The organism is Spirosoma sp. SC4-14, from assembly GCF_037201965.1.
Taxonomy (GTDB): Bacteria; Bacteroidota; Bacteroidia; order Cytophagales; family Spirosomataceae; genus Spirosoma.
Genome location: NZ_CP147518.1, coordinates 2,999,040 through 3,024,346, shown reverse-complemented (window position 1 = coordinate 3,024,346; position 25,307 = coordinate 2,999,040). Strand labels below are relative to the sequence as shown.

General features: G+C 49.6%; 25 protein-coding genes and 1 other RNA gene. 4 read left to right on the top strand and 22 right to left on the bottom strand.

What is annotated here, in order from left to right:
• Window positions 1-9: 9 nt before the first annotated feature.
• The 5 genes from WBJ53_RS12165 to WBJ53_RS12145 all read right to left on the bottom strand — a co-directional run bounded on the left by WBJ53_RS12165 (window position 10) and on the right by WBJ53_RS12145 (window position 3,869).
• Window positions 10-783, bottom strand: a complete 774-nt coding sequence (locus tag WBJ53_RS12165; protein WP_338876392.1) for a DUF481 domain-containing protein — start codon at window positions 781-783, stop codon at window positions 10-12.
• A gap of 336 nt (window positions 784-1,119) precedes the next feature.
• Window positions 1,120-1,734, bottom strand: a complete 615-nt coding sequence (locus WBJ53_RS12160; RefSeq protein ID WP_338876391.1) for an NAD(P)-binding domain-containing protein — start codon at window positions 1,732-1,734, stop codon at window positions 1,120-1,122.
• Between the two features lie 72 nt (window positions 1,735-1,806).
• Window positions 1,807-2,163, bottom strand: a complete 357-nt coding sequence (locus tag WBJ53_RS12155) for a nuclear transport factor 2 family protein (RefSeq protein WP_338876390.1) — start codon at window positions 2,161-2,163, stop codon at window positions 1,807-1,809.
• Between the two features lie 49 nt (window positions 2,164-2,212).
• Window positions 2,213-3,049, bottom strand: coding sequence for an SDR family NAD(P)-dependent oxidoreductase (locus WBJ53_RS12150; RefSeq protein ID WP_338876389.1), 837 nt, complete (start codon window positions 3,047-3,049; stop codon window positions 2,213-2,215).
• 49 nt (window positions 3,050-3,098) lie between these two features.
• Entirely contained in the window at window positions 3,099-3,869 is a 771-nt protein-coding gene (locus WBJ53_RS12145; protein ID WP_338876388.1) for a type 1 glutamine amidotransferase domain-containing protein, read from the bottom strand.
• Window positions 3,870-4,006: 137 nt separating this feature from the next.
• Between WBJ53_RS12145 and WBJ53_RS12140 the strand changes: the two genes are divergently transcribed.
• Window positions 4,007-4,366 (top strand): helix-turn-helix domain-containing protein, encoded by a 360-nt coding sequence (locus WBJ53_RS12140; RefSeq protein WP_338876387.1) that lies wholly within the window; start codon window positions 4,007-4,009, stop codon window positions 4,364-4,366.
• A 98-nt stretch (window positions 4,367-4,464) separates the two neighbouring features.
• Here WBJ53_RS12140 and WBJ53_RS12135 read toward each other — a convergent pair whose 3' ends face one another.
• From WBJ53_RS12135 to atpD, 13 genes are all read right to left on the bottom strand, one after another.
• Window positions 4,465-5,097, bottom strand: coding sequence for an NAD(P)-binding oxidoreductase (locus tag WBJ53_RS12135; RefSeq protein ID WP_338876386.1), 633 nt, complete (start codon window positions 5,095-5,097; stop codon window positions 4,465-4,467).
• Between the two features lie 72 nt (window positions 5,098-5,169).
• Window positions 5,170-5,847, bottom strand: coding sequence for a tRNA (guanosine(37)-N1)-methyltransferase TrmD (trmD, locus tag WBJ53_RS12130; RefSeq protein WP_338876385.1), 678 nt, complete (start codon window positions 5,845-5,847; stop codon window positions 5,170-5,172).
• Window positions 5,837-6,427, bottom strand: a complete 591-nt coding sequence (gene rimM, locus WBJ53_RS12125; RefSeq protein WP_338876384.1) for a ribosome maturation factor RimM — start codon at window positions 6,425-6,427, stop codon at window positions 5,837-5,839. The genes trmD and rimM overlap by 11 nt, the downstream gene beginning before the upstream one ends.
• 119 nt (window positions 6,428-6,546) lie before the next feature.
• Window positions 6,547-7,125, bottom strand: coding sequence for a 30S ribosomal protein S16 (locus WBJ53_RS12120; protein ID WP_338876383.1), 579 nt, complete (start codon window positions 7,123-7,125; stop codon window positions 6,547-6,549).
• 123 nt (window positions 7,126-7,248) lie between these two features.
• Window positions 7,249-8,130 carry a F0F1 ATP synthase subunit gamma gene (locus WBJ53_RS12115; protein ID WP_338876382.1) on the bottom strand — a complete coding sequence of 294 codons (882 nt, stop codon included), beginning with the start codon at window positions 8,128-8,130 and terminating at the stop codon, window positions 7,249-7,251.
• A complete protein-coding gene (locus tag WBJ53_RS12110) occupies window positions 8,127-9,716 on the bottom strand; it encodes an alternate F1F0 ATPase, F1 subunit alpha (RefSeq protein WP_338876381.1) in 1,590 nt (529 codons plus the stop codon). The genes WBJ53_RS12115 and WBJ53_RS12110 overlap by 4 nt, the downstream gene beginning before the upstream one ends.
• Window positions 9,667-10,461, bottom strand: a complete 795-nt coding sequence (locus WBJ53_RS12105) for a F0F1 ATP synthase subunit B (RefSeq protein ID WP_338876380.1) — start codon at window positions 10,459-10,461, stop codon at window positions 9,667-9,669. The genes WBJ53_RS12110 and WBJ53_RS12105 overlap by 50 nt, the downstream gene beginning before the upstream one ends.
• A gap of 3 nt (window positions 10,462-10,464) precedes the next feature.
• Window positions 10,465-10,746: a F0F1 ATP synthase subunit C gene (locus WBJ53_RS12100; RefSeq protein WP_338876379.1), complete on the bottom strand. Its 282-nt coding sequence runs from the start codon at window positions 10,744-10,746 to the stop codon at window positions 10,465-10,467.
• Window positions 10,747-10,750: 4 nt separating this feature from the next.
• Window positions 10,751-11,449, bottom strand: coding sequence for a F0F1 ATP synthase subunit A (locus WBJ53_RS12095; RefSeq protein WP_338876378.1), 699 nt, complete (start codon window positions 11,447-11,449; stop codon window positions 10,751-10,753).
• Window positions 11,446-11,754 carry an ATP synthase subunit I gene (locus WBJ53_RS12090; RefSeq protein WP_338876377.1) on the bottom strand — a complete coding sequence of 103 codons (309 nt, stop codon included), beginning with the start codon at window positions 11,752-11,754 and terminating at the stop codon, window positions 11,446-11,448. The genes WBJ53_RS12095 and WBJ53_RS12090 overlap by 4 nt, the downstream gene beginning before the upstream one ends.
• A complete protein-coding gene (locus tag WBJ53_RS12085; RefSeq protein ID WP_338876376.1) occupies window positions 11,747-12,067 on the bottom strand; it encodes an AtpZ/AtpI family protein in 321 nt (106 codons plus the stop codon). Before WBJ53_RS12085 ends, WBJ53_RS12090 begins: the two co-directional genes overlap by 8 nt.
• Window positions 12,068-12,076: 9 nt before the next feature.
• Window positions 12,077-12,481, bottom strand: a complete 405-nt coding sequence (locus tag WBJ53_RS12080) for a F0F1 ATP synthase subunit epsilon (protein WP_338876375.1) — start codon at window positions 12,479-12,481, stop codon at window positions 12,077-12,079.
• Complete coding sequence (atpD, locus tag WBJ53_RS12075) at window positions 12,478-13,905, bottom strand: F0F1 ATP synthase subunit beta (protein ID WP_338876374.1); 1,428 nt, start codon at window positions 13,903-13,905, stop codon at window positions 12,478-12,480. Before atpD ends, WBJ53_RS12080 begins: the two co-directional genes overlap by 4 nt.
• Window positions 13,906-14,350: 445 nt before the next feature.
• Between atpD and WBJ53_RS12070 the strand changes: the two genes are divergently transcribed.
• Window positions 14,351-15,229: an oxidoreductase gene (locus tag WBJ53_RS12070; RefSeq protein ID WP_338876373.1), complete on the top strand. Its 879-nt coding sequence runs from the start codon at window positions 14,351-14,353 to the stop codon at window positions 15,227-15,229.
• 137 nt (window positions 15,230-15,366) lie between these two features.
• Window positions 15,367-16,170 carry an AraC family transcriptional regulator gene (locus WBJ53_RS12065; protein ID WP_338876372.1) on the top strand — a complete coding sequence of 268 codons (804 nt, stop codon included), beginning with the start codon at window positions 15,367-15,369 and terminating at the stop codon, window positions 16,168-16,170.
• 17 nt (window positions 16,171-16,187) lie between these two features.
• Here WBJ53_RS12065 and rnpB read toward each other — a convergent pair.
• The 4 genes from rnpB to WBJ53_RS12045 form a co-directional block, all read right to left on the bottom strand.
• Window positions 16,188-16,647: RNase P RNA component class A (gene rnpB / locus WBJ53_RS12060), an RNA gene on the bottom strand.
• Window positions 16,648-16,770: 123 nt separating this feature from the next.
• Window positions 16,771-18,423 carry a RagB/SusD family nutrient uptake outer membrane protein gene (locus tag WBJ53_RS12055; protein WP_338876371.1) on the bottom strand — a complete coding sequence of 551 codons (1,653 nt, stop codon included), beginning with the start codon at window positions 18,421-18,423 and terminating at the stop codon, window positions 16,771-16,773.
• Between the two features lie 27 nt (window positions 18,424-18,450).
• Window positions 18,451-21,642: a SusC/RagA family TonB-linked outer membrane protein gene (locus WBJ53_RS12050; RefSeq protein WP_338876370.1), complete on the bottom strand. Its 3,192-nt coding sequence runs from the start codon at window positions 21,640-21,642 to the stop codon at window positions 18,451-18,453.
• Between the two features lie 666 nt (window positions 21,643-22,308).
• Window positions 22,309-23,727: a DUF4403 family protein gene (locus WBJ53_RS12045; RefSeq protein ID WP_338876369.1), complete on the bottom strand. Its 1,419-nt coding sequence runs from the start codon at window positions 23,725-23,727 to the stop codon at window positions 22,309-22,311.
• Between the two features lie 135 nt (window positions 23,728-23,862).
• On the opposite strand from WBJ53_RS12045, the gene WBJ53_RS12040 reads away from it, so the two are divergent.
• Window positions 23,863-25,230 (top strand): TrpB-like pyridoxal phosphate-dependent enzyme, encoded by a 1,368-nt coding sequence (locus WBJ53_RS12040; RefSeq protein WP_338876368.1) that lies wholly within the window; start codon window positions 23,863-23,865, stop codon window positions 25,228-25,230.
• Window positions 25,231-25,307 lie beyond the last annotated feature (77 nt).

The window sequence follows — 25,307 nt, the reverse complement described above, 5'->3', positions numbered from 1 at the left end:
TGTCAACTTTTATCGACCTTGGAGTTTGCGGAGGGTGTACGATAAACCAACTGTCAGGATTTTATCGTCAGGATAAATGTTTGTAACGACCACATTTTCATGCGTATAGGTGTAGAGCGCATTGAAAGCCAACCCTCGCCAGATTGGGAAATCGAACCCGATGTCGTATTGCCAGCGGTAGTTGTTGGTATCCGAAAAGGTCGGCTGGTAGTAGGCATCGTAGTAAAGCCGCAGGTGGTTGTCGAGCAAATAGTGCCAGCCGCCCAGCCAGACCGTGCCGCGCCAAAGGTCAATAAGTTGTGAACCGTTGTAATGGGCCTCGTTGTAAGTATCAGCCGAAAAGCGGGTGTTTTCATAAACAGTTCCCGCCGATAGTTTCAGTACGTTTTGGGGTTTGCAGATGAGTTGCAGGGTGGCTCCGGCTCCGGCAAAATAGCGCAGGTCGATTTTTCGGCGGTAGTTGGTCGAAACGTAGGCGATAGCAAACGGGTAAATCCGGCGTTCGGGGCGGTAGTAGAGGTAATTCCGGCTAAAGAGGTCGTTATCGGCTTTAGCCGAATAGAACGACTGATACAAACTGGAATTCTGCGACTTGAACACCCACGACCGAACGGGCGACGTAACCAAATCCAGCTTCCCCCGCACGGTGGTCACCTCCACGTTGCCTTGCTGAAAATTACCCGTCAGCGAAGCTCGTAATTGAAACCGGGCCGTATCGCTTTCATTCAATTGGGCCAGTGCGGACGAGGCAATGAGACAGAGGAGAAAAATAAGTCTGGTCATGCTATAATGAATTTAACTGATATGACCGAAACAGCTGTTACCATTGATTTTCAAGGCGTTATAAAATAAAATCTCATAGAACTGCTATCGTAGTAGAAAACGGTGGGGCTTCCTGCTTTTTCTATAAAGATGCCACCCCTGTGCGGTTCAGAATTTTACAGGAAAGGTCTTAACAACAGCGCGGTACGCCGTTGCGTCCTATCCGCTAAATAAAGATTACGGTCAATAATAAACCTGATAAGATAATTTCTTCATGGCTGTATTGTCAGATTTGGCCAAAGCCTTCCCTTACCCGCGCATTGCAGGTGATGGAGAGGAGCGTGAAATGGAGAGAAATTAACGTTTCACTACTTTGAGCGCGAAGTTGCGACCCAGGCCACTAGCAAAAGCGAGCGTTACCCACGCAAAGGCCAGTTGTTCGACCAGCCCAATTTTAGCGTCGTCGCCAAGGTCATAACATTCAGAAAAGCCTAGTTCAAGAGCCAGCAGGCGGACGGTTTCTTTGGCTTCCTGGCTGCTGCCAGCCATAAACAGATCGATACCTTCGCCGTTGTAGCTGGGGTTTTTTAGGTTCTCGAAACCTGTTGTGTTGAAGCATTTCACAACATCGCTACAGTCCGTAATGGCTTTCAGGGCCGCTACTGCATTGGGATAATCGGGCGTGCCAATGGGTCCGTTGGTGGCATCGACGATGTATTTACCTTTGGCCGACCCGATTTGGTTAGCCACCTCAACCACAGCCTTCGATGGGGTACTGACGATAATCAAATCGGCCACCAGAGCCGCTTCTGATACCGAGTGAGCCGTAATGCTGGGGTAGGTTGCCAATAAGGCATCAGCCTTGAAATCGTCGGGATTTCTAACGCCCAGAACGATGCGGTGTCCTTTTTTGGCGAAGCCTTCGGCCAGCGTACCACCGATGTTACCAGCACCAAGAATTGCAATATTCATGCGTGATTTGTTGATAACCAGACAACAGTAGCGGGGCGAATTGCTCCGCTACTGTTGTATTCGCATTTTCGATTAATAGAAGAACTGCTCCTGAACGATTTTACCATCTTGTACGCCGTATACCGCAATTTCGTCCATCTTCATGCGGTTACCATCTTTAAAGGTTACGTCAAGACCGATGGTGATAGCGATTTGATTACCGGCTACCAATGGGCCGCCCACGCTACCGCCGTGAACTTCCTGAATCATAGCCTGAAACTGGTTGCCTTTGGCGATAATAGCGTCCAGCCCTTCTACCGATTGCATCCCCTGTGCACTGGCAGGTTCGATGCTTTTGGCATCCGATGCATACAATTCGCGCTGAGCTTGTTCATACTTGCCTTCCTGGCAGAGTGCCACCAAACGGTCGGCGATTTCCTGTGTTGTCATTGTGGTTTGTGTATAAAAAAATGAAAGATGGGACTTCCCCATTTTTGACCTATATGTGACGTTCGAGCAGGAACGAAGACACATACTGTTCGCTAATTTCCCAGACTTTTTGCGCCAGCGCTTCGTCCTGAGCCATTGGCGTAGGCTGGTCTTCGCGTTCGTGGTAGATATACTTCCCACTAACTCCGGCCAGGTCAGGGCTGAGAGCGGCATAAAGAGCCGAACGTGCTCCATCGCTGGCTGGTGGCACCTGACTCCAGTCGCGCTGGCCCATGTTGTTGAACAGGTTGCTCTGCACATAGCCCGGATGCACCGTGTTGACAGTAACCTGGGTCCCGGCCAGCTCTTTCGCCCATTGCAGCGAGTGCAACAGATTGATGAGTTTGCTCTGTGAGTAGGTAGCCACGCCATTGTAGGGCTGATTGCGCCATTCGAGGTCGTTCAGTTCCAGAATGTTCCGACGGTGCGCCATCGACGATGTATTGATAATCCGGCCTTCGGGAACGGCTTTCAGGGCTGGCAGGAGCAGGTGCGTCAGCAGGAACGGAGCCAGCGCATTGACAGCCAGATTCATCTCGATACCATCCTGACTTTCTTTCCGTTCCATTTCCCATACACCCGCATTGTTGATGAGCACATCCAAGTGGTTATATTGAGCCAGAAATTGCCCGGCACAGGCTTTCACGGAAGTCAGAGAGGCAAAATCGCAAAGTAGATAGCTTACATCGGCACCAGCGTGATCGGCCAAAAGGCTATTTTTCAGGCTATTGGCTTTGCTTTCGTTGCGGGCCGTAAAGATGAGTTGATGGCCAGCTTCTACAATGCCTTTGGCAATTTCCAGACCAATGCCCGATGTGGCGCCCGTTAGTAAGATGCGTTTTTTCATGTCGGAGTTGTAAACCGGACAGGCTTTAAAACCTACCCGGTTTTTAGCATTATTCGCCCAGCGCTTCGATGATTGCCTTTGCCGTTTCGGCACCGGAGAAGTTTTGCTGACCCGTAATTAAATTACCATCCCGAATAGCAAAACCCCGCCAGAGGCCAGCCTGTACGTAGTTGGCTCCAAGTTTTTTCAGTTCGTCTTCAATCCGCCACGGCATCACGTGTTTATCGCGGGAAAGCAAACCATATTCCCAAACGGCGTTATCAGCAAAATCTTCTTCAACATTGGCAAAGCCCGTTACGGTCTTGCCTTTGGCCAGATAGTCGCCGTTGCTCAGTTTGGCATAGCGCAGGATAGCCGTTCCATGGCAGAGTGCAGAAGTCACTTTGCCACTTTCATAAAACTCTACAAACTTCTGTTGCAGGTCGGTAGCATTCTCAAATGAGAACATTGGCGCTTGCCCGCCTGCCACAACTAGTGCGTCGAAATCGACTACGTTCAGGTCGGCGACAGGTTTCGTGTTATCGACTAAGGCACGTAGTTTTTCGGTATGGATAAACCCTTGCGAGATAAGGTCAGACGATGAATAGCCACTCGCATCGTTGGGGTCGCTCATGGCATCGGGTTCGCACTTCCCCCCATTGGGGCTAAAAATTTCGACTTCGTAGCCCTTCTCCGCAAATTCGTAGTAGGGGTGGGTAAGCTCACTCCACCAGAAACCAACGGGCCAGCCAGTTGTGGTCGAAACGGCCGGATTTGAAATTACAATAGCGACGCGCTTGGGTTGCCTGGTATTAACCAGGTTTGGATCTTTAAGGCTCATGATCTATCAGTTGCTTTGTCTTTTTTGTCGATTGACCTGAACAAAAGTAGATAGTCTGCTTACCTTTGTAAATATATATACACCGAAGTGTGATACTCTCCTTTTAGAGAGTGTTTGATTAGTAAACAGTTAAGACTATGCCTGATTTTCTTCACAACGGTAAACTATACTATAATCCGGTTGAGTTTGCAATGGCCCATATTGGTGGTACCTGGAAAATGCCTATTCTTTGGCGGCTTAATAAGCAGGTTATGCGCTATAGTGAGCTAAAAAAATACCTGCCGCACATTAGTCATAAAATGCTGACAACTCAACTGCGGGAATTAGAAGAACACGGGTTTGTAAGCCGAAAGGTATATCCGGTTGTACCTCCTCATGTAGAGTACAGTATCACCGACAAAGGACAACGAGTGATTCCTGTTATTGAAGTGATTCGGGCGTTTGGCCGGGAATTGATGAATGAGTACGGAATTGAAGAACGAAAACCCAGCCAATAACTGAATTTCTCAACTTCTTTTTCCATAGGGGCCGAGTCTGAAATCTATTTTAAGCTGTTGGACGATAAAACAACCGTATTCAGACTGGTTTCGGGCAACTAGGCCCCGGTTATAATTACAGCTTTGTGTCGATAGTCATCAGTCGTCAACTGGTTCAGCAGAAAAGCGGCTACATCGGCCCGACTGATACTCGGCAGTGCGAAGGTCGAAAATGATAGCTGTTCACCCAGTCTATATTTCCCGGTAAAAGGGCCGTTGGTTAGTCGGGTTGGTCGGGCAATTACCCAATCCAGGCCGCTTTCCCGAATGGCCTTTTCCTGAATTTCTTTCTCGGCAATAACCCCGCTGAGAATTGTTTTGATAAACAGTTTGCTGGGCAACGACGCTTCGGAATAGCTCTCCCCTACACCCAGCGACGACACCACCAACAGTCGGCGCACGCCAGCCTGCTGCATAGCAGCAATCAGATTTTTTGTACCCTGGGCAACCACCTGATCATGCTGTCCCGGACGGCTTCCCAACGAACAGAAAACGGCATCCTGACGACGAACGGCAGGCAGTAAGGTTTCGGGTTTCAATACATCGCCGACAAGTATTGTCAGGTTAACGTGCTGGATAGGTAATCGGGCCGGATCGCGCACAAAGGCGGTTACGTAATGGCCACGCTGAAGGGCCTGCTCCACGGCCTGTTTTCCGGTACCTCCTGTTGCTCCAATTACTAATACCTGCATAAATAGAATGGTTGACCTTGTGTATGGCTATAACACAAAATCAACCATCCAGTTTATGAAAAATTAGGATCATCAGGAATCCAGCAAGTCTGGCCGTCGGGTGCGGGTCCGGGCCAGCGCCTGTTGGTGGCGCCACTCATCAATTTTGGCTTCATGACCTGATAAGAGTATATCGGGTACGCGATGTCCTTCAAACTCAGCCGGACGTGTATAGACCGGCGGAGCCAGCAAATTATCCTGAAATGAATCGGTCAGAGCAGACGTTTCGTCGTTCAATACCCCCGGCAACAACCGAATAATAGCATCCGACAGGACGCAGGCAGCCAGTTCACCACCCGACAGTACGTAGTCGCCAATGCTGATTTCCCGGGTCACGAATAGCTCACGAGCCCGTTCGTCGATGCCTTTGTAGTGACCACACAGAATAATCAGGTTCTGTTTCAGCGAGAGCGTATTGGCCGTTTTCTGATTCAACCGTTCGCCATCAGGGGTCATGTAAATAATTTCATCATACGCACGATCGGCCTGCAACGAGCGAATACAGTTGGCAATGGGCTGAATCTGCATCACCATTCCCGCTCCACCGCCAAAGGCATAGTCGTCTACCCGCCGGTGCTTATCGGTCGTGTAATCACGCAAATCATGCACGATCACTTCTACATGACCCCCTTGTTGCGCCCGTTGCAAAATCGAATGAGCAAAAAAACTATCGAGCAGCCGTGGCAGGCAAGTAATAATATCAATCCTCATCGGTATCGTCAGCTTCGTCGCCGTTGGTTTCGGGCGTATCTTTCCCGCTATCGTCCATATAGATAGCCAGCAACCCATCGGGCAAGGTAACGTTGAGCTTTTTAGTAGCGCGGTCTACTGTCCGAACGATATCGCTGTTAATTGGAATCAGAACTTCTCTGCCTTCATAATCCATGGCAATCAGGTCCTGTGCATTCATGGCATAAACGCCCTGCACAATACCTAACTCACCGGCTTCGGCATCGACAACCCGATAGCCAACAATTTCATGAAAATAGAATCGGGTTTCGTCCGTAATGGGCTCCAATTCATCGAGTGGCAAAAAGGCACCGCAGTTAATAAGCCGTTCGGCCTGCTCAATGGTATCGACATCTTCAAAGGCAATAATGGCCCGGCTGCCTTTTACAATGGCAATCGATTCAATAAAATACGGAATCAACTCCCCTCTAACGTCGAGTAATACCGATTCCAGATCAGCATACTCGTCGGGGTTATCGACATCTAAAAAAAGGACCAGTTCACCACTCACGCCATGCGTCTTAGTAATATGGCCTACCTGATAACAGTCGTCTTTTGTCATATATAACGCGGCTGGCAAACCGCCCTTTCCCTATCAATGCGGCTTTATTACCGCGTTATTTACAAAAAGAGCCTGTTCATTGCTGAGCAGGCTCTTTAGTAACAGATTTCCTTAAAAAACTATTCCGCAGCCGGCGTTTCTTCGGCCGATGCTTCTGCTGCGGGAGCTTCTTCCACAGGTGCTTCAGCAACCTCCGTTGCGGCAACCTCCGTTGCGGCAACATCCGTTGCGGGCTCTTCTACTTTGTTTTTCTTGGAGATCGCTTCGGCACGTGCTTCGTTTACTTTCTTCTCAGCTTCTAACCGAGCCGCACGAAGCTGCTCTTTAGTCTGAGTTTTTGTATCGGTAGCCGATGCTTTACGATTTTCTTTATCTTCTTTCCAGGTTGCGTATTTCTCGTCAGCCTGTTCCTGCGTGATCGCGCCTTTATTAACGCCAACCTGCAGATGTTTGCGGTACATGATGCCTTCGTGCGACAACACCGAACGAGCGGTATCGGTTGGCTGAGCACCTACCAGGAGCCAATGTACGGCCCGTTCCGACTTTAATACGACCGTCGAAGGGTCAGTGTTTGGGTTATACGAACCGATTTTTTCGATGAATCGGCCATCACGGGGCGATGTAGATTCGGCCACGACGATGTCGTATATCGCCATTTTTTTGCGTCCACGACGCGATAAACGGATTTTAACAGCCATTTGTGCTTGTTGGTTTTGATGAGGGACACGTCCCTCGCGTAAAACGTGGCCGCAAAGGTACAAAAAACTGTTTATTTTTTCTAGTCTACGTATTAAATATTATTCTCAACAGAGCAATTAGGTCTACGGCTTTACCAAAGCCTCAAATCCGGCCAGCACATCGAATAACTCTTCGTCGATATTAGTCTGGCGTAAGCGATGATAGGTCTGGTTGAGTTGTTCCAACGATTCATTCAATTTTTTTTCGGCTCGCTCCATAGCCGCCAGCCGACTGGCATTCTCACTTGCCAGCGATTCGGCGCAGGCTTTGAAAATTGAAACAAACAGAAATTCGCCGATGAGCGCTTTTAACGTTGTAGTCTGATCGCCTAACACGCCGGGTAATTGTCGGGTCGGCCACTGATTTGTTTTTATTGACTGCCACCAGGCATTATCCAGCGGCAAAAGTTGCTGATGCACAGGCTCATAGGAAGCACCCGCGGTTGGCTGGTTATGAAACAGATAGAATCGCATGGGGTCCGTTTGCTCCCGATCGAGTTGGCTTTTAAAGAGAAGTTGCCCAACCAGGGGCGTGATCGCTCCTACCGAAAGCGGAACAGCAAACGAGGTTTCCGGTAACTTTCCTCGTGCCTGCAACTGCCGATAAAGCATTTCACCAACGGTCCAGATACGGACTTTTCCGGAGAAATCACCTATTGTCTCCAATACATGGTCGGCAATCGTTTCATTAAAACGACCTACTAAGCCCTGATCAGACCCAAACACAACCACCTCATTGACAATGGCTTTCATATGCATCGGGTTAGGCAGTTGCGGAGGATTGGCCTGCCGAAGACAGGCTGTCAGCCCCAAGGTTATGGCCCGATAATAGTCTGCTAATGCAGCCACAGATCGTTCATATTGACCGATATTGGACGCTGCCAGCGATTTCATGGCATGAACCACCGACGCCAGTGAACTGGCACCGTCGATCCGACGACGCAATCCTTCAATTGTTTCGCTCATGGCATCTGGGCATTTTCGGGTGTCGAATAAAACGTTGTCAGCGTGGTTTGGGCGAGCGTAAGCAACGTTTTCCGATCATTGACAGACAAAGGCTCAGCCCCAAGCAGGCGTTGTTGCAGTCCATCCGGTAGCTGCTCCGCAGCTTGCCGAAGGTGCTGTTCGGCCTGACGCATGGCAGACAAAGGCACCTGATCGAACAGTTTTTCTGACAAACTAAGCAGAATCAGAATTTGGGCCGGAACCGAAACAGGCTCAAACTCGGCCTGATTGAAACAGGATCGTATTCGTTTGCCATGGTCGATAATCCGGCGGGTTGGCTCGTCGAGTCGGGTACCAAATCGCGAAAACGACTCCAGTTCCTCAAACTGTGCATAAGCCAGTTTGAGCGATCCGGCAACGGCTCGATAGGATACTCGCTGCGCCTTTCCGCCCACCCGCGACACCGACATTCCGACATCGACTGCGGGCAAAACCCCCATTTCAAAGCGTTTTGGTGACAGATAAATCTGACCATCGGTAATGGAAATCAGGTTTGTTGGAATGTAAGCGGCCAGATTCTGCGCTTCCGTTTCGATGATAGGCAGGGCCGTAAGCGATCCTCCGCCCCGTTCTGCACATAAATGCGTAGAGCGTTCCAGCAGTCGGGCGTGTAGGTAAAAAATATCGCCCGGAAAAGCCTCCCGGCCCGGCGGCCGACGCAATAACAGTGATATTTCGCGGTAGGCGCGGGCGTGGTGCGTCAGATCGTCATACACGATCAGTACATCGTGCCCCTGTTCCATAAAATACTCAGCAATGCTGGTGGCGGCATAAGGAGCAATGTAGGTCAGTCCGGGCGAGTCGTTGCCTTCGCTGATCACCACGGTCGTATAATCCATTGCTCCTTTCTCGCGGAGGCTGGCCAGGGTTTTGGCTACAGACGATGTCCGCTGGCCAATGGCACAATATACACAACGAACGCCCTGCCCCCGCTGATTCAGAATGGCATCGAGGGCAATAGCCGTTTTTCCCGTTTGCCGATCGCCGAGAATTAACTCGCGCTGGCCCCGCCCAACCGGAATCAACGAATCAATCACTTTAATGCCCGTTTGCAGCGGCTGGGTAACCGGTGCCCGATCCATTATGGGTGCCGATGGCCGTTCGACAGGCAGCCGCTCGGTTGTTGCAACCGGTCCCAGATTATCGAGCGGTTTACCCAGCGGATCAATAACGCGCCCCAGCAAAGCTTCGCCTACCGGAACATCTACGACACGCCCCGTACGCTGAACGGCATCACCAACCTGCAACTCCCAATAATTACCCAACAACACAACGCCAAGTTCGTCCGGATCGATATTGAACGCGATGCCATACAAGCCGGTCGAAAAGACCAGTAATTCATCAGCTCCTGCGCCAGGTAGCCCTTCTACAGTAGCAATTCCGGTTGTTACCATTGTAACCCGACCCACCTCTTGTGCGGTCAGTTCAGGCCTAAACTGACTACAGATTAGCTGAAGTCCGGCAAGCGCCTGGTCAATAGCCTCAGAAACGGGTGACTCAGTGGCTACTGGGCGCTGAGCCGGAACGACGTACGGATGCAGATTCATGAGTTGTTGGAATTTGTTCGGCCACCTGTTTTTCCATCGTTGTCAGGTAATCGTCGATGCTCCAGGCCACCTCTATACCGCTTGTGCGTAACGCAATGCCACTAATTAGTGTCGAATCGGTTTTGAACTGAACCGGCGCCGATAGTGATAGTCTCTCCTGAATGGCCTCCCGAATAGCCTTTTGCTGAACAATTGGCAGTTCGAAGGCACTTAAGACGCTTAGGGTTTCCGATGCTGCGTTTAGCTTCGCAACCGTTTTGTCGGGTAATGCCCGCATTCGTCGGATAAATTCGGTTGCCATTTGCGCGTCAAGATCGGCCGATGCCAGATCTGTCAGGGCTTTGCGGGCAATGGAAAATACTTCCTCCTGAACACGGCGACTTAGCTGCTGGCCAAGTTGCTGCTGATCGGCCCGAAGCGCCCGATACCATCCTACACGGGCCGAATCGAGTTCCTTACGGGCATCGACCAGCATCTGCTGACGTTGGGCAGCTACTTCGGCCGTTACCCTCGCCCGTTCGGCATCCGACTCCCGGTCGAAAGCGGCTATCTTCTCCTTAAATTCGTTCTCTTCCTGCTGCGCCCTGGTTTCTTTCGCCATGGACTCCTGAATTCTGGTTTTAATCTGCTGTTCACGTTTATCGACAGCCTGTAGAATCGGGCCATACAGAAAACGTTTCAGCAACCAGACCAGAATGAAAAAATTGACCGCTTGCGCCAGCACGGTAAACCAGTCGATTGGCATAACTTATTTCCTCCCAATTAGCTCGATAAAGTGATTCCAGAATGGGTTGGCAAATAGAAGAATCATGGAAACGACAAACGAATAAATAGCCGTCGATTCAATCATCGCCAAGCCAACAAACAGCGTGCGCGTAATTGTTGACGACGCATCGGGCTGTTGCGCCAATGAACTCAATGCATTCGTAACCGATCGACCTTCGGCCAAAGCGGGAGCAATACAACCAATGCTTGTTGTGAAACCGGCCATCACAATGGAGGCAAGGGCAATGAGTGTTATAGAATCCATATAATTAATCGTTACTTGTCTTATCAGATAGGTTTTCGTCAGTATCTTTTGTAGCCGCAGCAATGTATACGGTCGCCAGCACGGCAAAAATGTACGCCTGCACTACCCCCGTCAGTAATCCCAGCGCCGTCATGATTATCGGAAAAAAAAGGGGTGTAATAGCCAGTAAAATACCCAGAATCATTCCGCCACTCATGATGTTGCCGAACAGACGCACGGCCAGGGCCAGGGTTCGGGAAAGTTCACCCAGCATATTGAACGGCAGCATCAGGGGTGTGGGCTCCAGATAGGTTTTCAGGTAGCCCGGTATGCCCTGACGGGCAATACCGAAAACAGGAACCGCCACAAAGACCGCCAGTGCCAGTGCTACTGTTGTCGACAACGAGCCAGTTGGCGGATCGTAGGCCGGAAAAATGGTACAGAGATTGGATACGGCAATAAACAGAAACAAAGTACCCAGAAAAGGCAGGTAGCGTTTGGGGTTGCTTAAGCCCACATCTCCAATCTGATCGCGAATACCAAGCACCACGATTTCGAGCATGGCCTGCCAGCGCGAAATCCGTTGCCCAACCTTCAATCGACGGGTAATCAGCGCCGAGCCCGCCACCATAACCAGCATCAATAGCCAGGTAGTAACAATGGTTTCGTTAAGCTTAACAAAGCCGTATTGCCAGAATACGGTAAAGTCGGGGCTAAGGCTCATGGAGCCACCTCACTTTCCCGAATCAGGTTCCGATTATCCCATCGGCGGGTAAGCTGAGTTACCAGCAACCGAGCCAGCATAAATCCGCCCAGGCAACTCAGCACATTCTCCCAATGTCCGGCAGCAAGCCAGTAGAACCCGGCAGCCGTCACACCAAGGCGAACGAGTAAACTGAGCGGAAACCAAAGCACAGGCTGGGTCGATGAAAGTCCTTTCCGTACGGTGAACCAAAGGCCTCCGTAAAAAACAAGTCCCAGCGCAACGCCACCCACCCCAACCAGCAGTAAGGTCAGAATCTCATTCATCTTTATGATTGTTTAGCCGATTTATTTCATCATTTTCTTTCGAAACCCAGTACCAGGCATTCAGGCACCCCATCAGTAATCCAGCCACCAAAAACGTTAGTGTCCAGGCATATTTTGCCGGGTAATGAACATCCAGCCACCGGCCAACAATAGCCCCAAGCAACGTAGGCACAACCACCGACCAGCCAATGATGCCAAATAAACCCAGCCCCGCCCAGATCCGATTGGCCGACTGCCCTTTAGCCCTGGCTTTCCGTTGCGCTTTCCCGTCGACTTCCTGCGCAAACGACGACTGCTTATCCGCGTTTTTCATAGCGTTCGATCAGGTACGACGAAACGTTTCAAACTGTCGAATAAAGCCGCTTTCCAGTTTCGACAAAACTTCATGAACACGTCTTTCCTGGTCGTTTCGCTGTAAAAGTTCGGTCTCTATAGCCCGACGCAACTGGCTCAGACTGGTACTCGCAATTGCCTGACGCACTGAGACCAGAACGGTCTGGCCGGTTTTCACCAGTATTCCTTCACCAATGGCCATATAGCATTCCTCTTCCGATTTCGTTTCATACGTCAGAATACCGGGTACTAAAGCCGCCACGCAATCCAATCGTGAAGGCCATAGGCCGTAGGCTCCCTGTGCCGTTTCAACAACCAGCCGTGTCGCATCCTGAATGTCGGCAAACGTCGTACCGGGCAACAGCACTTTCAGGTGTATCAGAGAAGTTGTCATGATGGCAACCGGCTGGTTTTAGAGGCTGCTATTTTTTCGGTAGCGTCATCGATTCTACCGATCATGTACAGCGCACTTTCGGGATAATCTTTCACTTCGTCACGCAAAATTCGCTCGCAGCCATCCAGCGCATCCGACAAGGATACTACCTTTCCGACCATGCCGCTAAACGATTCGGTGGTACAGAAAGGCTGTGTCAGGAAGCGCTGTAGCTGCCGGGCGCGTACTACTACGTTCCGATCTTCGGGCGAGAGTTGCTCCAGGCCCAGCATGGCAATAATATCTTCCAGTTCTTCATATTGGGCGAGCGTGTGGCGAATTTCCTGCGCCAGTTGATAGTGCCGCTCTCCAACAATACCGGGGGTAAGCATTTTGGAACTGGACCGTAAGGGGTCTACCGCCGGATAAAGCCCCGCACTGGCCTGTTTACGCGACAACACGATGGAAGCCGACAGGTGCGAGAACGTATGTACGGCCGCCGGATCGGTCAGGTCGTCGGCGGGAACATAAACCGCCTGAATGGAGGTAATGGCTCCAGTGTCGGTGTTGGCGATACGTTCCTGCAAACGCGACAACTCGGTCCCCAGCGTAGGCTGATAGCCCAGCCGGGATGGCATCTGCCCCATCAGCCCCGACACCTCCATACCGGCCTGAATAAACCGAAAGATGTTGTCGATCAATAACAATACATCCCGATGCTGATCGTCCCGAAAATATTCGGCCATCGTCAGGGCGGTGTGTCCAACCCGGTAGCGATTGCCGGGCGGTTCGTTCATTTGGCCGAGTATCATCGCCATATTCGGCAAAACTCCAGCCTCACTCATATCGCGATAGAGCTCCTCACCTTCACGGCAGCGCTCGCCAATACCACAAAAAATACTGATTCCCTGATGACGACCGACCATGTTATGGATCATTTCCGTCAGCAGGACGGTTTTTCCCACACCAGCCCCTCCAAATAGTCCCGCTTTTCCGCCCCGTTCCAGCGGAACCAATACGTCAATTACCTTGATCCCGGTCTCGAAAAGTTCCGTTTTTGTTGAGCGACGGTTCAAGGGCGGAGGCAGTTGATGAATCGATCGCCATTCGACTCCCGAAAGAGCCGGTAACCGATCAATAGGATGGCCAAATACATCGAACATACGACCTAAAACGCTGCTCCCAACGGGGGCCTGCAAAGGTGCCTTCGTCGATTTCACGGTTGCTCCACGAGCCAGTCCCGGAGTTGGGGTTAAGGCAATGCCACGCACCCGGTTTGCATCAAGCTGCGACTGAACTTCTATCAGGATTTCGTTTGTAGTTCCAGCCTGCAACAGGGTATAAACCGGTGGCAGTTGCCGGTCAAATTCAACATCTACCACGCTCCCCCGTACGGCAACTACTTTCCCTAAGTCCATTGTGTCGATACCGTTTTGATCTGCCATAACGTAGTCTGGTTTATGGGTTTACGTCGGTGTATCTCCATATTATTTCCTGGCCACCAGCCTGATACATGCTGGCTTTGGCCGATTGGCCCTTAGCAGGACCCTTATAAACGGCGAAAACCCGTTTATCGTAATTTGATTAGTAGGCAATTCAGGATGTAGCCAGTGTGGCGTTCAGTCCAGATTGCAGTAGGCTGGAATTGATGACGGAATTGAGTTGAACAAAAGTAGGCGTAACCTGAACGGTTCATCCTGACCAGCGTCATATGAATTCATGAGATATGTCTTTCGCCTTTTTCCGAGTAGTGATTAAGCAGGTTATACCGGGCAAACTACAGTAGTCATGAAATATCTGCTGAGCGTTTCAACAAACCAACTTTGAGCGTTTCAACAAAGCCGACCGGCTTTATAGCCACGACCTTTGTCAAAACAAAAATTCATAGAAATGGCAAAAGTTTGGTTTATTACCGGAAGTTCCCGTGGGTTAGGGCGAAGCCTAACCGAAGCAGTCCTGAGCAAAGGCGATCAGGTTGCCGCAACGGCCCGCAAACCCGAACAGTTAACCGATCTGGTCGAAAAATACCCCGATCAGATCCTTCCCCTTCAACTCGACGTAACCGACAATGGGCAGATACGGGCGGCCGTTGAGCAGACAATTCAACACTTTGGAAAAATCGATGTGCTGGTCAACAATGCAGGTTTTGGCATTACGGGAGCAGCCGAAGCGTTTACCGACGAACAAGTTCGGACTCAATTGGAGACAAATCTGTTCGCCCCTATCGAACTAACCCGTGCGGTTTTGCCCTACATGCGTAAACAACGGTCAGGGCGTATTTTGCAGATCAGTTCGGTCGGTGGCCGGGTCGGCAATGCCGGACTCACCATGTATCAGGCGGCCAAATTTGGGCTGGGTGGTTTTACGGAAGCGCTGGCAAAAGAAGTGGCTCCGTTGGGAATTTTTGTTACTTCTGTAGAACCCGGTGGTTTCCGAACCGACTGGGCGGGCGACTCCATGAGCTATGCCCCCGCTTTAGAAGGCTACGAAACGACCGTCGACCAGCGTGCCGAATTTTTCAAGGGAGGCAACTTTGTACCGGTAGGTGATCCGGCAAAAGCAGCGAAGGTGATGGTCGATCTGGCCTACCACCCCGAACCACCCGTTCATCTGGTTCTGGGTAGCGAAGCCGTTGGTTTTCTGCAACATGCCGATGCGCTCCGGAAAGCGGAACTGGAAAAATGGCTCCCTGTAAGCCTCTCCACCGACCACGACGAAGCTACCAGTTTCTTTGAAACCGAGCTGGGCAAATCGTTTCTAAAAGCATAAGCAAATTTTATCTCTGGCAGCCGTTCGTTAGGCAAACCTGATTGGTTTGCCTAACGAACGGTTATACAGTTATTTCGTCTGACTTTTGTCTGTGACCCAAAGCCAGTTTGTTACAATACCTTTATATTTGGAATGTTATGGTTGTTCGGGAAGAAAAAAAACTACCGCAAATTGCCTACTCCTGCTATTACACCCGCAGCCGGGAAGGCGAACAGTTTGTACCGGAACATATTTTCAGCTACCAGATTTCGGGAACACTTCTCATAAACGATGGGCATAAAGCCTATACGCTTCGAGAGGGTGACTTCCGGTTCAGCCGCCGAAACCAGTTAATTAAATTCGTGAAGATCCCCCCCCAACATGGGGAGTTCAAGTCGTTGTCGGTATATCTTGACCAGGATACGCTCCGGTCAATCAGCCTGGAATACGGCTATAAATCAGCGCAACACGTCGATGGCGATTCGATACTCACTCTCACGCCAAACGCGCTTTATCAAAACTACATTACTTCACTGCAACCCTACCAGCAACTGGAGCAGGCTGGCAACGAGCCGTTGCTGGCGCTAAAACGTCGGGAAGCCGTTTTACTTCTGCTTCAGTGTAACCCTGAACTGAGCGATATTCTTTTCGATTTCACCGATCCAGGAAAACTAGATCTGGAAGCTTTTATGAATAAGAACTTTCATTTCAATGTCGAACTGAAACGCTTTGCCTATCTGACGGGCCGAAGTCTGGCAACATTCAAACGTGATTTTGAGAAGATTTTTCACAGCTCGCCAAGTCGCTGGCTTTTGCATCGGCGGCTCCAGGAAGCTTATTACCTGATTAAGGAAAAAGGTCGTTCGCCCTCCGATGTTTACCTCGAATTAGGCTTCGAAGACCTGTCGCATTTCTCGTTTGCCTTCAAAAAAGAATATGGCGTTGCCCCATCGCGTATTTAACAATCTGAAAAACCCCTATTCAACCCAGACCTATAAGCCGGGTTCTGTCCTCTCGTCGGCGACGAAATGGCTTATCATTTATCTGGGATGCCGATCACCCGACACCTCGTTCGACCTACCCGCATCGGTGTTGGCCCTTGCGGGCCGCTGGCGACGAGCAGCCGCACGTCCGATGCTTATTTGGTCTTTCAGCCCCTAAGGGTTACCGTGCCCCACTGGTCGCCCACTGGGCGGTAGGCTCTTACCCCACCGGTTCGCCCTTACCGTGGTTAGTGTAGAGTGAAAAATGAAGAATAAATTACGGACTAGTTATTCTTTATTTTTCACTCTACACTAACCACGGCGGTATGTTTTCTGTTGCCCTGTCTGTCAAACGGCCGTTCCCAGCCGGTTGCCTTCCCGTTAGGAAGTAGGGTGCTCTATGCTGCCCGGACTTTCCTCGCCTAATTGCTCAGACGCGATAAGCCAGCCTGGGTTGTCTAGGGAGTACAAAGATAGGGCATACGGTGGGTTTCTCAAGAATATTGTCACTCTTCGTAATAGAAAAAGCCCGGTCATCAAGCAGATGGCTACGACCGGGCTTTTTACCTACTAACCTAGCTAATTTGTTTTCGGATTGGTAGTTGGTGCGCTACCGCTAAGAGGAGGGTTATATGCAATCTCGTTGTCGGGAACATCCCAATAGTCGAGATACCCATAGGTGATGGTAGCATTGGTACTGACCACACCCGTACGGCTAAGGGCAACGGCATTCTTACGGCCCGTTTCGAGCAAACCCCAGCGACGCATATCGTAGAACGATAAAGCACGGAACAATAACCCAACGCGACGCTCGCTGCGAAGTTCTTCTTTTGCCTGAGCAAGCGTTAGATTGGTTCCGGCAACTGCCGCCAGACCAGCGCCCTGAGCCTTACGAACTTCGTCGATTAAGGCCAGCCCCTCTTCAATTTTACCGGTATTGATCAATGCTTCGGCTTTCATCAACTGGTTTTCTTCATACGAACTGGCCATGTAGAGTTCGTAGCCACCCGCATTCGTATTCGAATAGGTGATAACTGATGCCAATCCTTCCGACCCGGCAGCACCCCGGTTTATTAAAGTCCAGCGCGTAAAGAAGGCATTGCCCCGCGATGTTTCACCAATGTAGGGCGAGCTTCGTTTCGCGAAATTGTTCGACAGCCGCAAATCGCCCGGTTTGAAGTCCTGAATCAACCGTTCAGAAATTTTATAGGTATTGCTGGCGCCCGTTGTTTTCCCCGAAACCGTACCCGTTGTTGGCGACAGGAAATCGCCGGTAGTATTCGAACGGCCCGTAAAAACGAGATCTGAAGCCTGCACACCATTGGTAGTCAGGGTCAGAATATCGGCCCATTGTGCAGCCGTCATATCGCTGGTACGTGTATTGACCAGGATATTGCGGGCTTTCATGGTGTTGATGCTACGCTGCCACATGGCTGGCGACAACACACCACCTTTACCAACCCGGTTAAAGCTCGGAATCAGCCCCTGCATGGTTGCCGTATAATCGGCATTTACCGTTAAACCGCTCAGAATCTGTGCTGCTGCATCAAGGTTTTTGTTTGCTTCGGTAATCATAGTTTCTTTCGAGACATAATTACCGTTTGTGCCGTTCAGGGTTTCGCCATTAGCCTTATCATTGATGATACCGGCATAATACATGGAACCAATCCGCGAATAGGCATAGCCTTTCCACCAGTAAGACCAGGCTTTCAGAACACCTTTTTTCGTTTCGGCATCGCCCGTAAACGTCACTCCATCAACGTTGGTCAGAATGGTGTTGGCAGCATTGTTCAGGTTATACATATACGCCCATTCGTAGTAGGTCGAGTTCTGATAACCTGTCGAGTTCACATTGGCCGTAATACGCAGAAAATCAATCTGTTTACTTGGCGAATTCGGATTGGCCACTACGGTACCATCATCGAGCGTCACCTGATTTGGGCAACCGATCTGGTTGATGAAAACGTTGGCAATGTCGGTCCCAATTACGTCGCCCATCAGTTCGTGGTTGCCAATGGCCCCCGACCAGAAATAGCCCGGAACGCCATCGTAGTACTTCACATCTTTGAAGCCCGTGACGTAAAAACCTTCGCCAAAGGAAATCAATCCAGATTCGGTTTTCAGGGCTGGCGACGAAGGCTGGTTAGGGTTCTGAACATCCAACTGATCTTTGCAGGATGCCATAAACCCGGAAAAAGCCAGTGCTAAGGCAAGTATTTTTAACTTATTCATGAGTCAGTTTTTTTGAAGATGGGCTACTTAAAATCCAATGTTCAGCGTAGCCTGATACGACTTAAAGTTTGGCATCGTGCTGTGGTCGGTTCCTCTATCCCAGGCCGAGTTGGACGTGCCAGAACTAATTTCCGGATCGAAGCCCGTATACTTGGTTAGTGTCCAGATATTCCGTCCAGAAAGCACAAGCTGGAGTTTTTTGGTAGCCGGAATTTTGAACAGTCGCGCAAAATCAACACCCAGCGAAATGTTTCTCAGGCGCAGAAACGACGCATCTTCGTAGAAATAATCTTTGGTACCATTGGCTGTGCGCTGTGCATATACTCCACGGTAGAAAGCGGTCCAGGCACCGGTTTGGCCATCAATTGTGAATGGATTGGCGTAGTCGCTGTGGATACCATCGCGGTACATCCACTCTTTGGTCTGGTTGTAGAGGTGGTTTCCCTCAACCCAGTCGAACTGAAAGCCAAAGGTCAGGAAGTTCTTGTAGGTAAAGTCGTTGATGAACGACATGTTGAATTTCGGGTTTGGATCACCGAAACTATACTTGTCGGCCGTGAAGTACGGCTGTTTCGTTGCCTTGTTCACAACAAAGCCATTGCTGGCCAGCGTATAGTTTTCCTGGTCGGCCTGAGCGATAAAGTAGTTGCCATTGGGGTCTTTCGCATCAACGGCATGAATGGTTTTGTAGCCATACAACTGACCGATTTTTTCACCGGCCTTCAAGACATAGTTGGTGCTACCAGCATTCGATGTTACCACGATGGGCGCATCGCCCCGAACCGAAATAATTTTGGAGCTTTGTTTACCGAAGTTCACCGTAGTGTTCCATTTCAGGTCTGAACCATTGTAAACGGTCGAATTCAACGACATCTGAAGCCCATTAGAACCCAGGGTAAAGGCGTTGTCTGTTAGTTTACCCAGACCAACCGAAGGAGCTACATCGACCTGATAGATAGCATCTTTGGTTTTCCGATCCCAGTAGGTAGCCGACAGGGCAATTCCGTTCAACCAGTTCGTACCTTTCAGCAGACTGAACACCATATCGGTCCCGATTTCGAGTTCTTCCGATACTTCTACCCCCAGGGCTGGGTTGCTCTGCTGATTTGCGTAGTAGAAAGCGGTGGTGTTCCCAACGGTGGTTGGTGTAATGGTTACGTAGCGATCAAACGGCTGCGGCTGAATACCCGCCTGACCATAAGCCGCCCGTAATTTCAGTTCAGGCAGAATGTCGTTGATTGGGCTTTTTTGCCAGAAGTTCAGCCCCGACAACCGGACATAGGCATCGCCACGGGGAAACGTAAATGGTTTCGAACCCTGCCCAAACGCCGACGAAAAATCGCTTCGGAAACCTCCCGAAATACCAACCCAATCGCCGTATTCTAAACGCTGGTTAATCAAATAACCATAGGTAACAAATGGCTCTTTGTAGTCCCGATAAACCCGCCACGAAGAGCCGTTTGTCGCATTGTAGGGCGAAAAAGCCGATGGCAAGCCCAGGGCAACCGACGTATACTCTTTAACCGTAGTATTCCGATAATCGAAAGAAGCCTGTGTAACCGTTTTGATGGGCAGTTTGGAACCGAAATCTTCTTTAAAATCGAACGTTGCCGTTGCCGTTGCCAGGAAGTTCTGAAACATTTTACTGTTCGCATACTTATCCAGTTCGCCCTGGTTGTTGGTATTATAGTTCGAAATGTACGTGGCCGTCCCTAAACTCTGCCAGTATTTGATATTCTGATTGTTAGACTGGTTCAGGTACTCCAGATCACGGTTTTGGGTCTGAAAGTTCAGCCCATATTTCGCATCCAGATCAACGAACTTCGGAAACTTGTAATTGAGGTTAACATTCTGAATAATATCGACCTTGTTGTCATTATTGTTGGTATACGCCTGCCGATACGATGGGTTCGATGCATTGATCCCAATCGTTTGGTTCATGTTGTACGGAATAGAACCATCGGTTGTTGTCAGCGAGAAATCGGCCAGCGGATACGCATTCAACATGCTGAACAGAATAGTCCGGTCGCTGGTTTTCAGGGTGCTTTTGGTATAAGCTAACTGTGTGATCGAACGCAGCGTAAGTCCTTTGGCCAGTTGTGTACCAATGTTGGCTGTGAGGTTGCTACGGTCCCAATATCCGTTGTTGATGATGTTACTTTCCTGGTGGCTGTTCGAGACCGACAGGCTAAAGTCGGATTTCTGGCTACCGCCCGAAATGGCAATGCTATTATTGAACGTGTTGGCTGGTTTGAAAAAATAAGCGAAGTGATCGTGATACTGCAGGTTGGCGTCGTAGGCCTTGCTGTTGGTAGCCGTCGGATCTGTCGAGTTATACTGTACGTTCTCCGAATAAATTCCGGAGTCGGTCAGATACGTAATGGGCTTCCCCGATGAACCAATGATATTATTGCTGGCATCGGTAGCAAACGCGTGGTATTTAGCTTTGCTCAATCCGCCAACGTTCAGGTATGTGTTATTGGAAAGGCTGGACGAAATGTCGATGTTCAACTGCCCGTTTTTACCTTTCTTGGTAAATAACTGAATAACGCCATTGGCACCCTGCGCCCCGTAAATGGTAGCGGCAGCCGCCCCCTGCACAACCTCGATCCGCTCAATAGAATTCAAATCGATGGTTTGCAGGCTGGTAGCCCCCATCTGAATTCCATCGATCAGAATCATCGGCTGCGTTCCGCGATTGATGGTGTTGATACCGCGCAGCAGAATGTTTACGTCAGCACCGGGCGTTCCGCTCCGGCTGGTAATCTGCGCGCCCGGAATTTTCCCGATCAATGCCTGATCGACGGATGCCGAGGGGGTTTGTGGCAAATCTTTCGAACTAACCGATTCTACTGAAATAGCGATCTTCCGCTTATCGGTAGCGACCCCAACCCCCGTTACAACTACTTCAGACAATTGCTTCGTATCTGTCGACATTGTGACATTAACGACAGAATTAGCGCCGATTTCTACCTCTTTCGTCAGCATCCCGATAAAAGAAAATACGAGTGTTCCTTTTGCCGGAACAGCCAGCGAATAGCCACCATCACCATTGGTGACCGACCCAGTTGTTGTTCCCTTCACAACAACCGATACGCCCGGTATTGAAGTGCCATCTTCAGCAGATGTCACTTTACCGGTAATTGTTCGTCCCTGAGCCCAGGTGTAAGCCCAGGTTGAGCACACCAACAGGAGGCTCAACAGTAAATTTTTCCTCATAAAACTGATTTAGCAGATTAGGTTATAATACTTAAGGCAGTATCCTACAAATGTATGTTCGCACTTTTTTAATTCAAAGCACCTTATTAAAAAAATTATAATTTTATTACTTTTTAATTTCGAAGTGCAATACAAAATATAATCTCTAAATATTATCTATTTTTAGGTTTTTATAGATTATAATAGTTTTTTATTGAAATTATATATCATATTCTCTGCCATTAAACTTGTATACTAAAATACATATTATTCATACTAAATTAAAAATTCTATACAAAAAGTACAATTAATGCAATTTTAATGATTGAGAAATGTTTCATTAAAAAATAAGTATATATACTCAAATAATACCCAAAACACATGATAAATAAAAGAATAAATGTTATTTTATTTATTTACCAAAACTTAAAAGCATCCTCTACTGCATAAACCAAAATTAAATTCTACTTTCTTGCTTATTCAAGATAGTTCCTTCTATGTCTTTCAGCAATTTATAGCCAAACAAAACAACCCTGATGAGTCAATGGGCAAAAGCTGGCATGAACAATCCACACCTGGCCGAAAACCCTATCAGCATTATCCTAAATAGCCGGAGACAAAAACAAAAGCCCCTCCTCAATAGCATAGCCTTGAGGAGGGGCAGAAGTAAGCGTCAGATGCCTGCTCTTAGTGCAAACCGTCGACTTTGATGTCGACACGGCCACGCGCATTGACAACGGCCAGCAAAGCAGTTGGAGTCAGGTAAACCTGATCGGGTTTGATTTCGTCGATGTGGCCATTGACAACGACGCCTTTAGCCAGTTGATTGTTTTTAAGCTTATCCTGAAGCAGTTTGTGCATATCGGCAATTTGCGAGCCAACCGGAATTGTCAGTTGCTTCTCCAGCGTACGGGCAAATGTACCTTTCAGCAACCAACTGGCCGACCGTTGGAGAATGTTTTTTGTATCCAGATCATAGACCAGATCTTTCAGCGAAACGGTTTGGCTCTGTGCGTCATAATATGGGCGTCCACGCAAATAAATATCGCCATTGATGGTTCCTTTCAAGCCAGCCTTAATAATAAGGGTTTCATTCTGACCATACATTTCCATGCTGGTGATGGTGATGTTATACCGGTCATTACTAAACGAAAAACTCTTGCCCACAAACTCTTCGCTGGCAATTCGGGCGGCTTCCTGATAGCTCGCTTCACTTAGCAAGCCAATCTGAAAATCATCCTTCACCTGCGACACGACCGTCAGATCGGGTAGTGAAACAACAGGACGAACATCGGGCTTCACCCCCGTTGTGGTGAGTGTATAGCCTTCAATACCAATTGTTGCCCGAATAAAACGCCCTTCGAAACGAAGCGGAGTAATTAGAACCCGTTTGGGAACAACCTGTAAATAGGTGCGGTATTTTTCAGAAATCAGATATGGCTCCCGCAGTGTATTCCAGGCTTTCAGCACGGGGGTTCGCAGATCGACGTTCCGGCGTATCTGCTGATCCAGGGCTTTGGTGATAGTACCCAGATTTTTGTCGATCAACCGCCCAACAATATTCGTGATGGGAATATTGACCCCAATCACACTAACCGTTGGCCGCCGAACCCAGCCATAGCCATCGGCCTGGGTTTGCGTATGCGCCGACCAGTCGGTATCGAGGTCGAATTTTGTTTTGAAACGCAGGTCGATTTCAAATTCGGTTTCTTTATACTGCGTAAAACCCAGTACCGATACGCCCGCTTTAGCCCAGATTCGGAGCGGAACCGTAAAATGAAACAGGCTGTCCTGTGCATTGACAAGAATAGTGCCCCGCTTCCAGACTTTGGTCATGAATTGATCCCGATTGTTGTCGTCGAGACTAGTATCTTCATAGATCAGGCCATTAACCTGCGTGTTAATCTGCCGTTCGACATCGGCCAGCGCTATCGAGACAGGAACATGTACGGTGGAGAGAAAACGTTCGTTACGAACTTCCATTTCGGTGGTAGAATAAGCGGCTTTAGGTGCTTTGGGGTTAAGTTGATTGTGGGGTGACTGACAACTCAGATTGCCAGCCAGGAGCCAGACAACAGCCAGACAAACCACGACAAGACGGCGCATAACAGGTAGTTGATTGAACAGCTAAGTTACATCAATTGGTTGCTTTTTATAGCGCTCCGTGAGTAGATTGCCCCAAAAACTACTGTTTTACATCGTTGCTCCTAAACCCGGCCCCACCGGCCATCGTTAGAAATTATGACACAGTTCAAGAAGATCAATTTGCCCGAATCGGCTATTCCTGAGCAATGGTACAACATTGTGGCCGACATGCCCAACAAGCCACTTCCACCGCTTCATCCGGGCACGCACGAACCCATCGGCCCCGACATGCTGGCTCCACTGTTTCCGATGGAGTTGATCAAGCAGGAAGTGACCACCGACACCTGGGTCGATATTCCAGACGAAGTACGGGAGATTTACAAAATCTGGCGGCCAACTCCCCTCATCCGGGCATCGCGTCTGGAAAAACTGCTCGACACACCCGCCAAAATCTACTATAAATACGAAGGCGTTAGTCCGGCGGGTTCGCATAAACCGAATACGGCCGTGCCACAGGCTTTTTATAACAAACAGGCGGGTGTGAAACGGATTACGACCGAAACCGGGGCCGGTCAATGGGGAAGCGCGCTTAGCTTTGCCTGCCAGTTGTTCGGTATCGACTGTGAGGTTTATATGGTTCGTGCCAGTTATGACGGCAAGCCTTATCGAAAAATCATGATGAATACCTGGGGGGCCAGCGTATATCCATCGCCATCGGAACGTACGGCCGCCGGTCGGCAGATTCTGGCCCAGGACCCCAACTCGCCCGGTAGTCTCGGCATTGCCATTTCGGAAGCGGTAGAGCTGGCCATGCAGGATGAGCACACGAAATATGCGCTTGGCTCGGTACTCAATCATGTGCTGATGCATCAGACGGTGATTGGACTGGAAGCCATCAAGCAACTAGAACTGGCCGACGACTTCCCGGATATTGTGGTGGCACCGTTTGGAGGAGGCTCCAACTTTGCAGGCATCTCGTTTCCGTTTCTACGCTATAACCTGACTGAAGGCAAGCAGATTCGCTGCATTGCAGCCGAACCAGCCTCGTGTCCGAAACTCACGCGCGGGGTGTTCCGCTACGACCTGGGCGATACGGTTGGGATGACGCCCTTGATTCCGATGTATACGCTCGGCCATAATTTCATTCCGGCACCGATTCATGCCGGAGGGTTGCGGTATCATGGAGCTGGCGCTATTGTGAGTCAATTGCTAAACGATGGACTCATTGAAGCCCAGGCATTTAAACAACTCGAATGTTTCGATGCGGGTATTCAGTTTGCCCGGACCGAAGGCATTATTCCGGCCCCCGAAGCCACTCATGCCATTGCAACGGTTATCCGCGAAGCCAAACAGGCCAAAGAAGAAGGCAAAGCCAAAACCATTTTGTTTAACCTGTGCGGCCACGGCCACTTCGACATGAGCGCCTACGAACAGTATCTGAGCGGCAAACTGGTAGAGCACGAGGTCACCTCCGAAGAAATTCAGGCATCGCTCGCCGAACTCGACACGCCGTTGATTGCCTAGAAAAGCTGCTTCAATGGTCAGGTTTGATAACGTTATCAAACCTGACCATTCCTGTTACTATCACCCATCAACAGCAT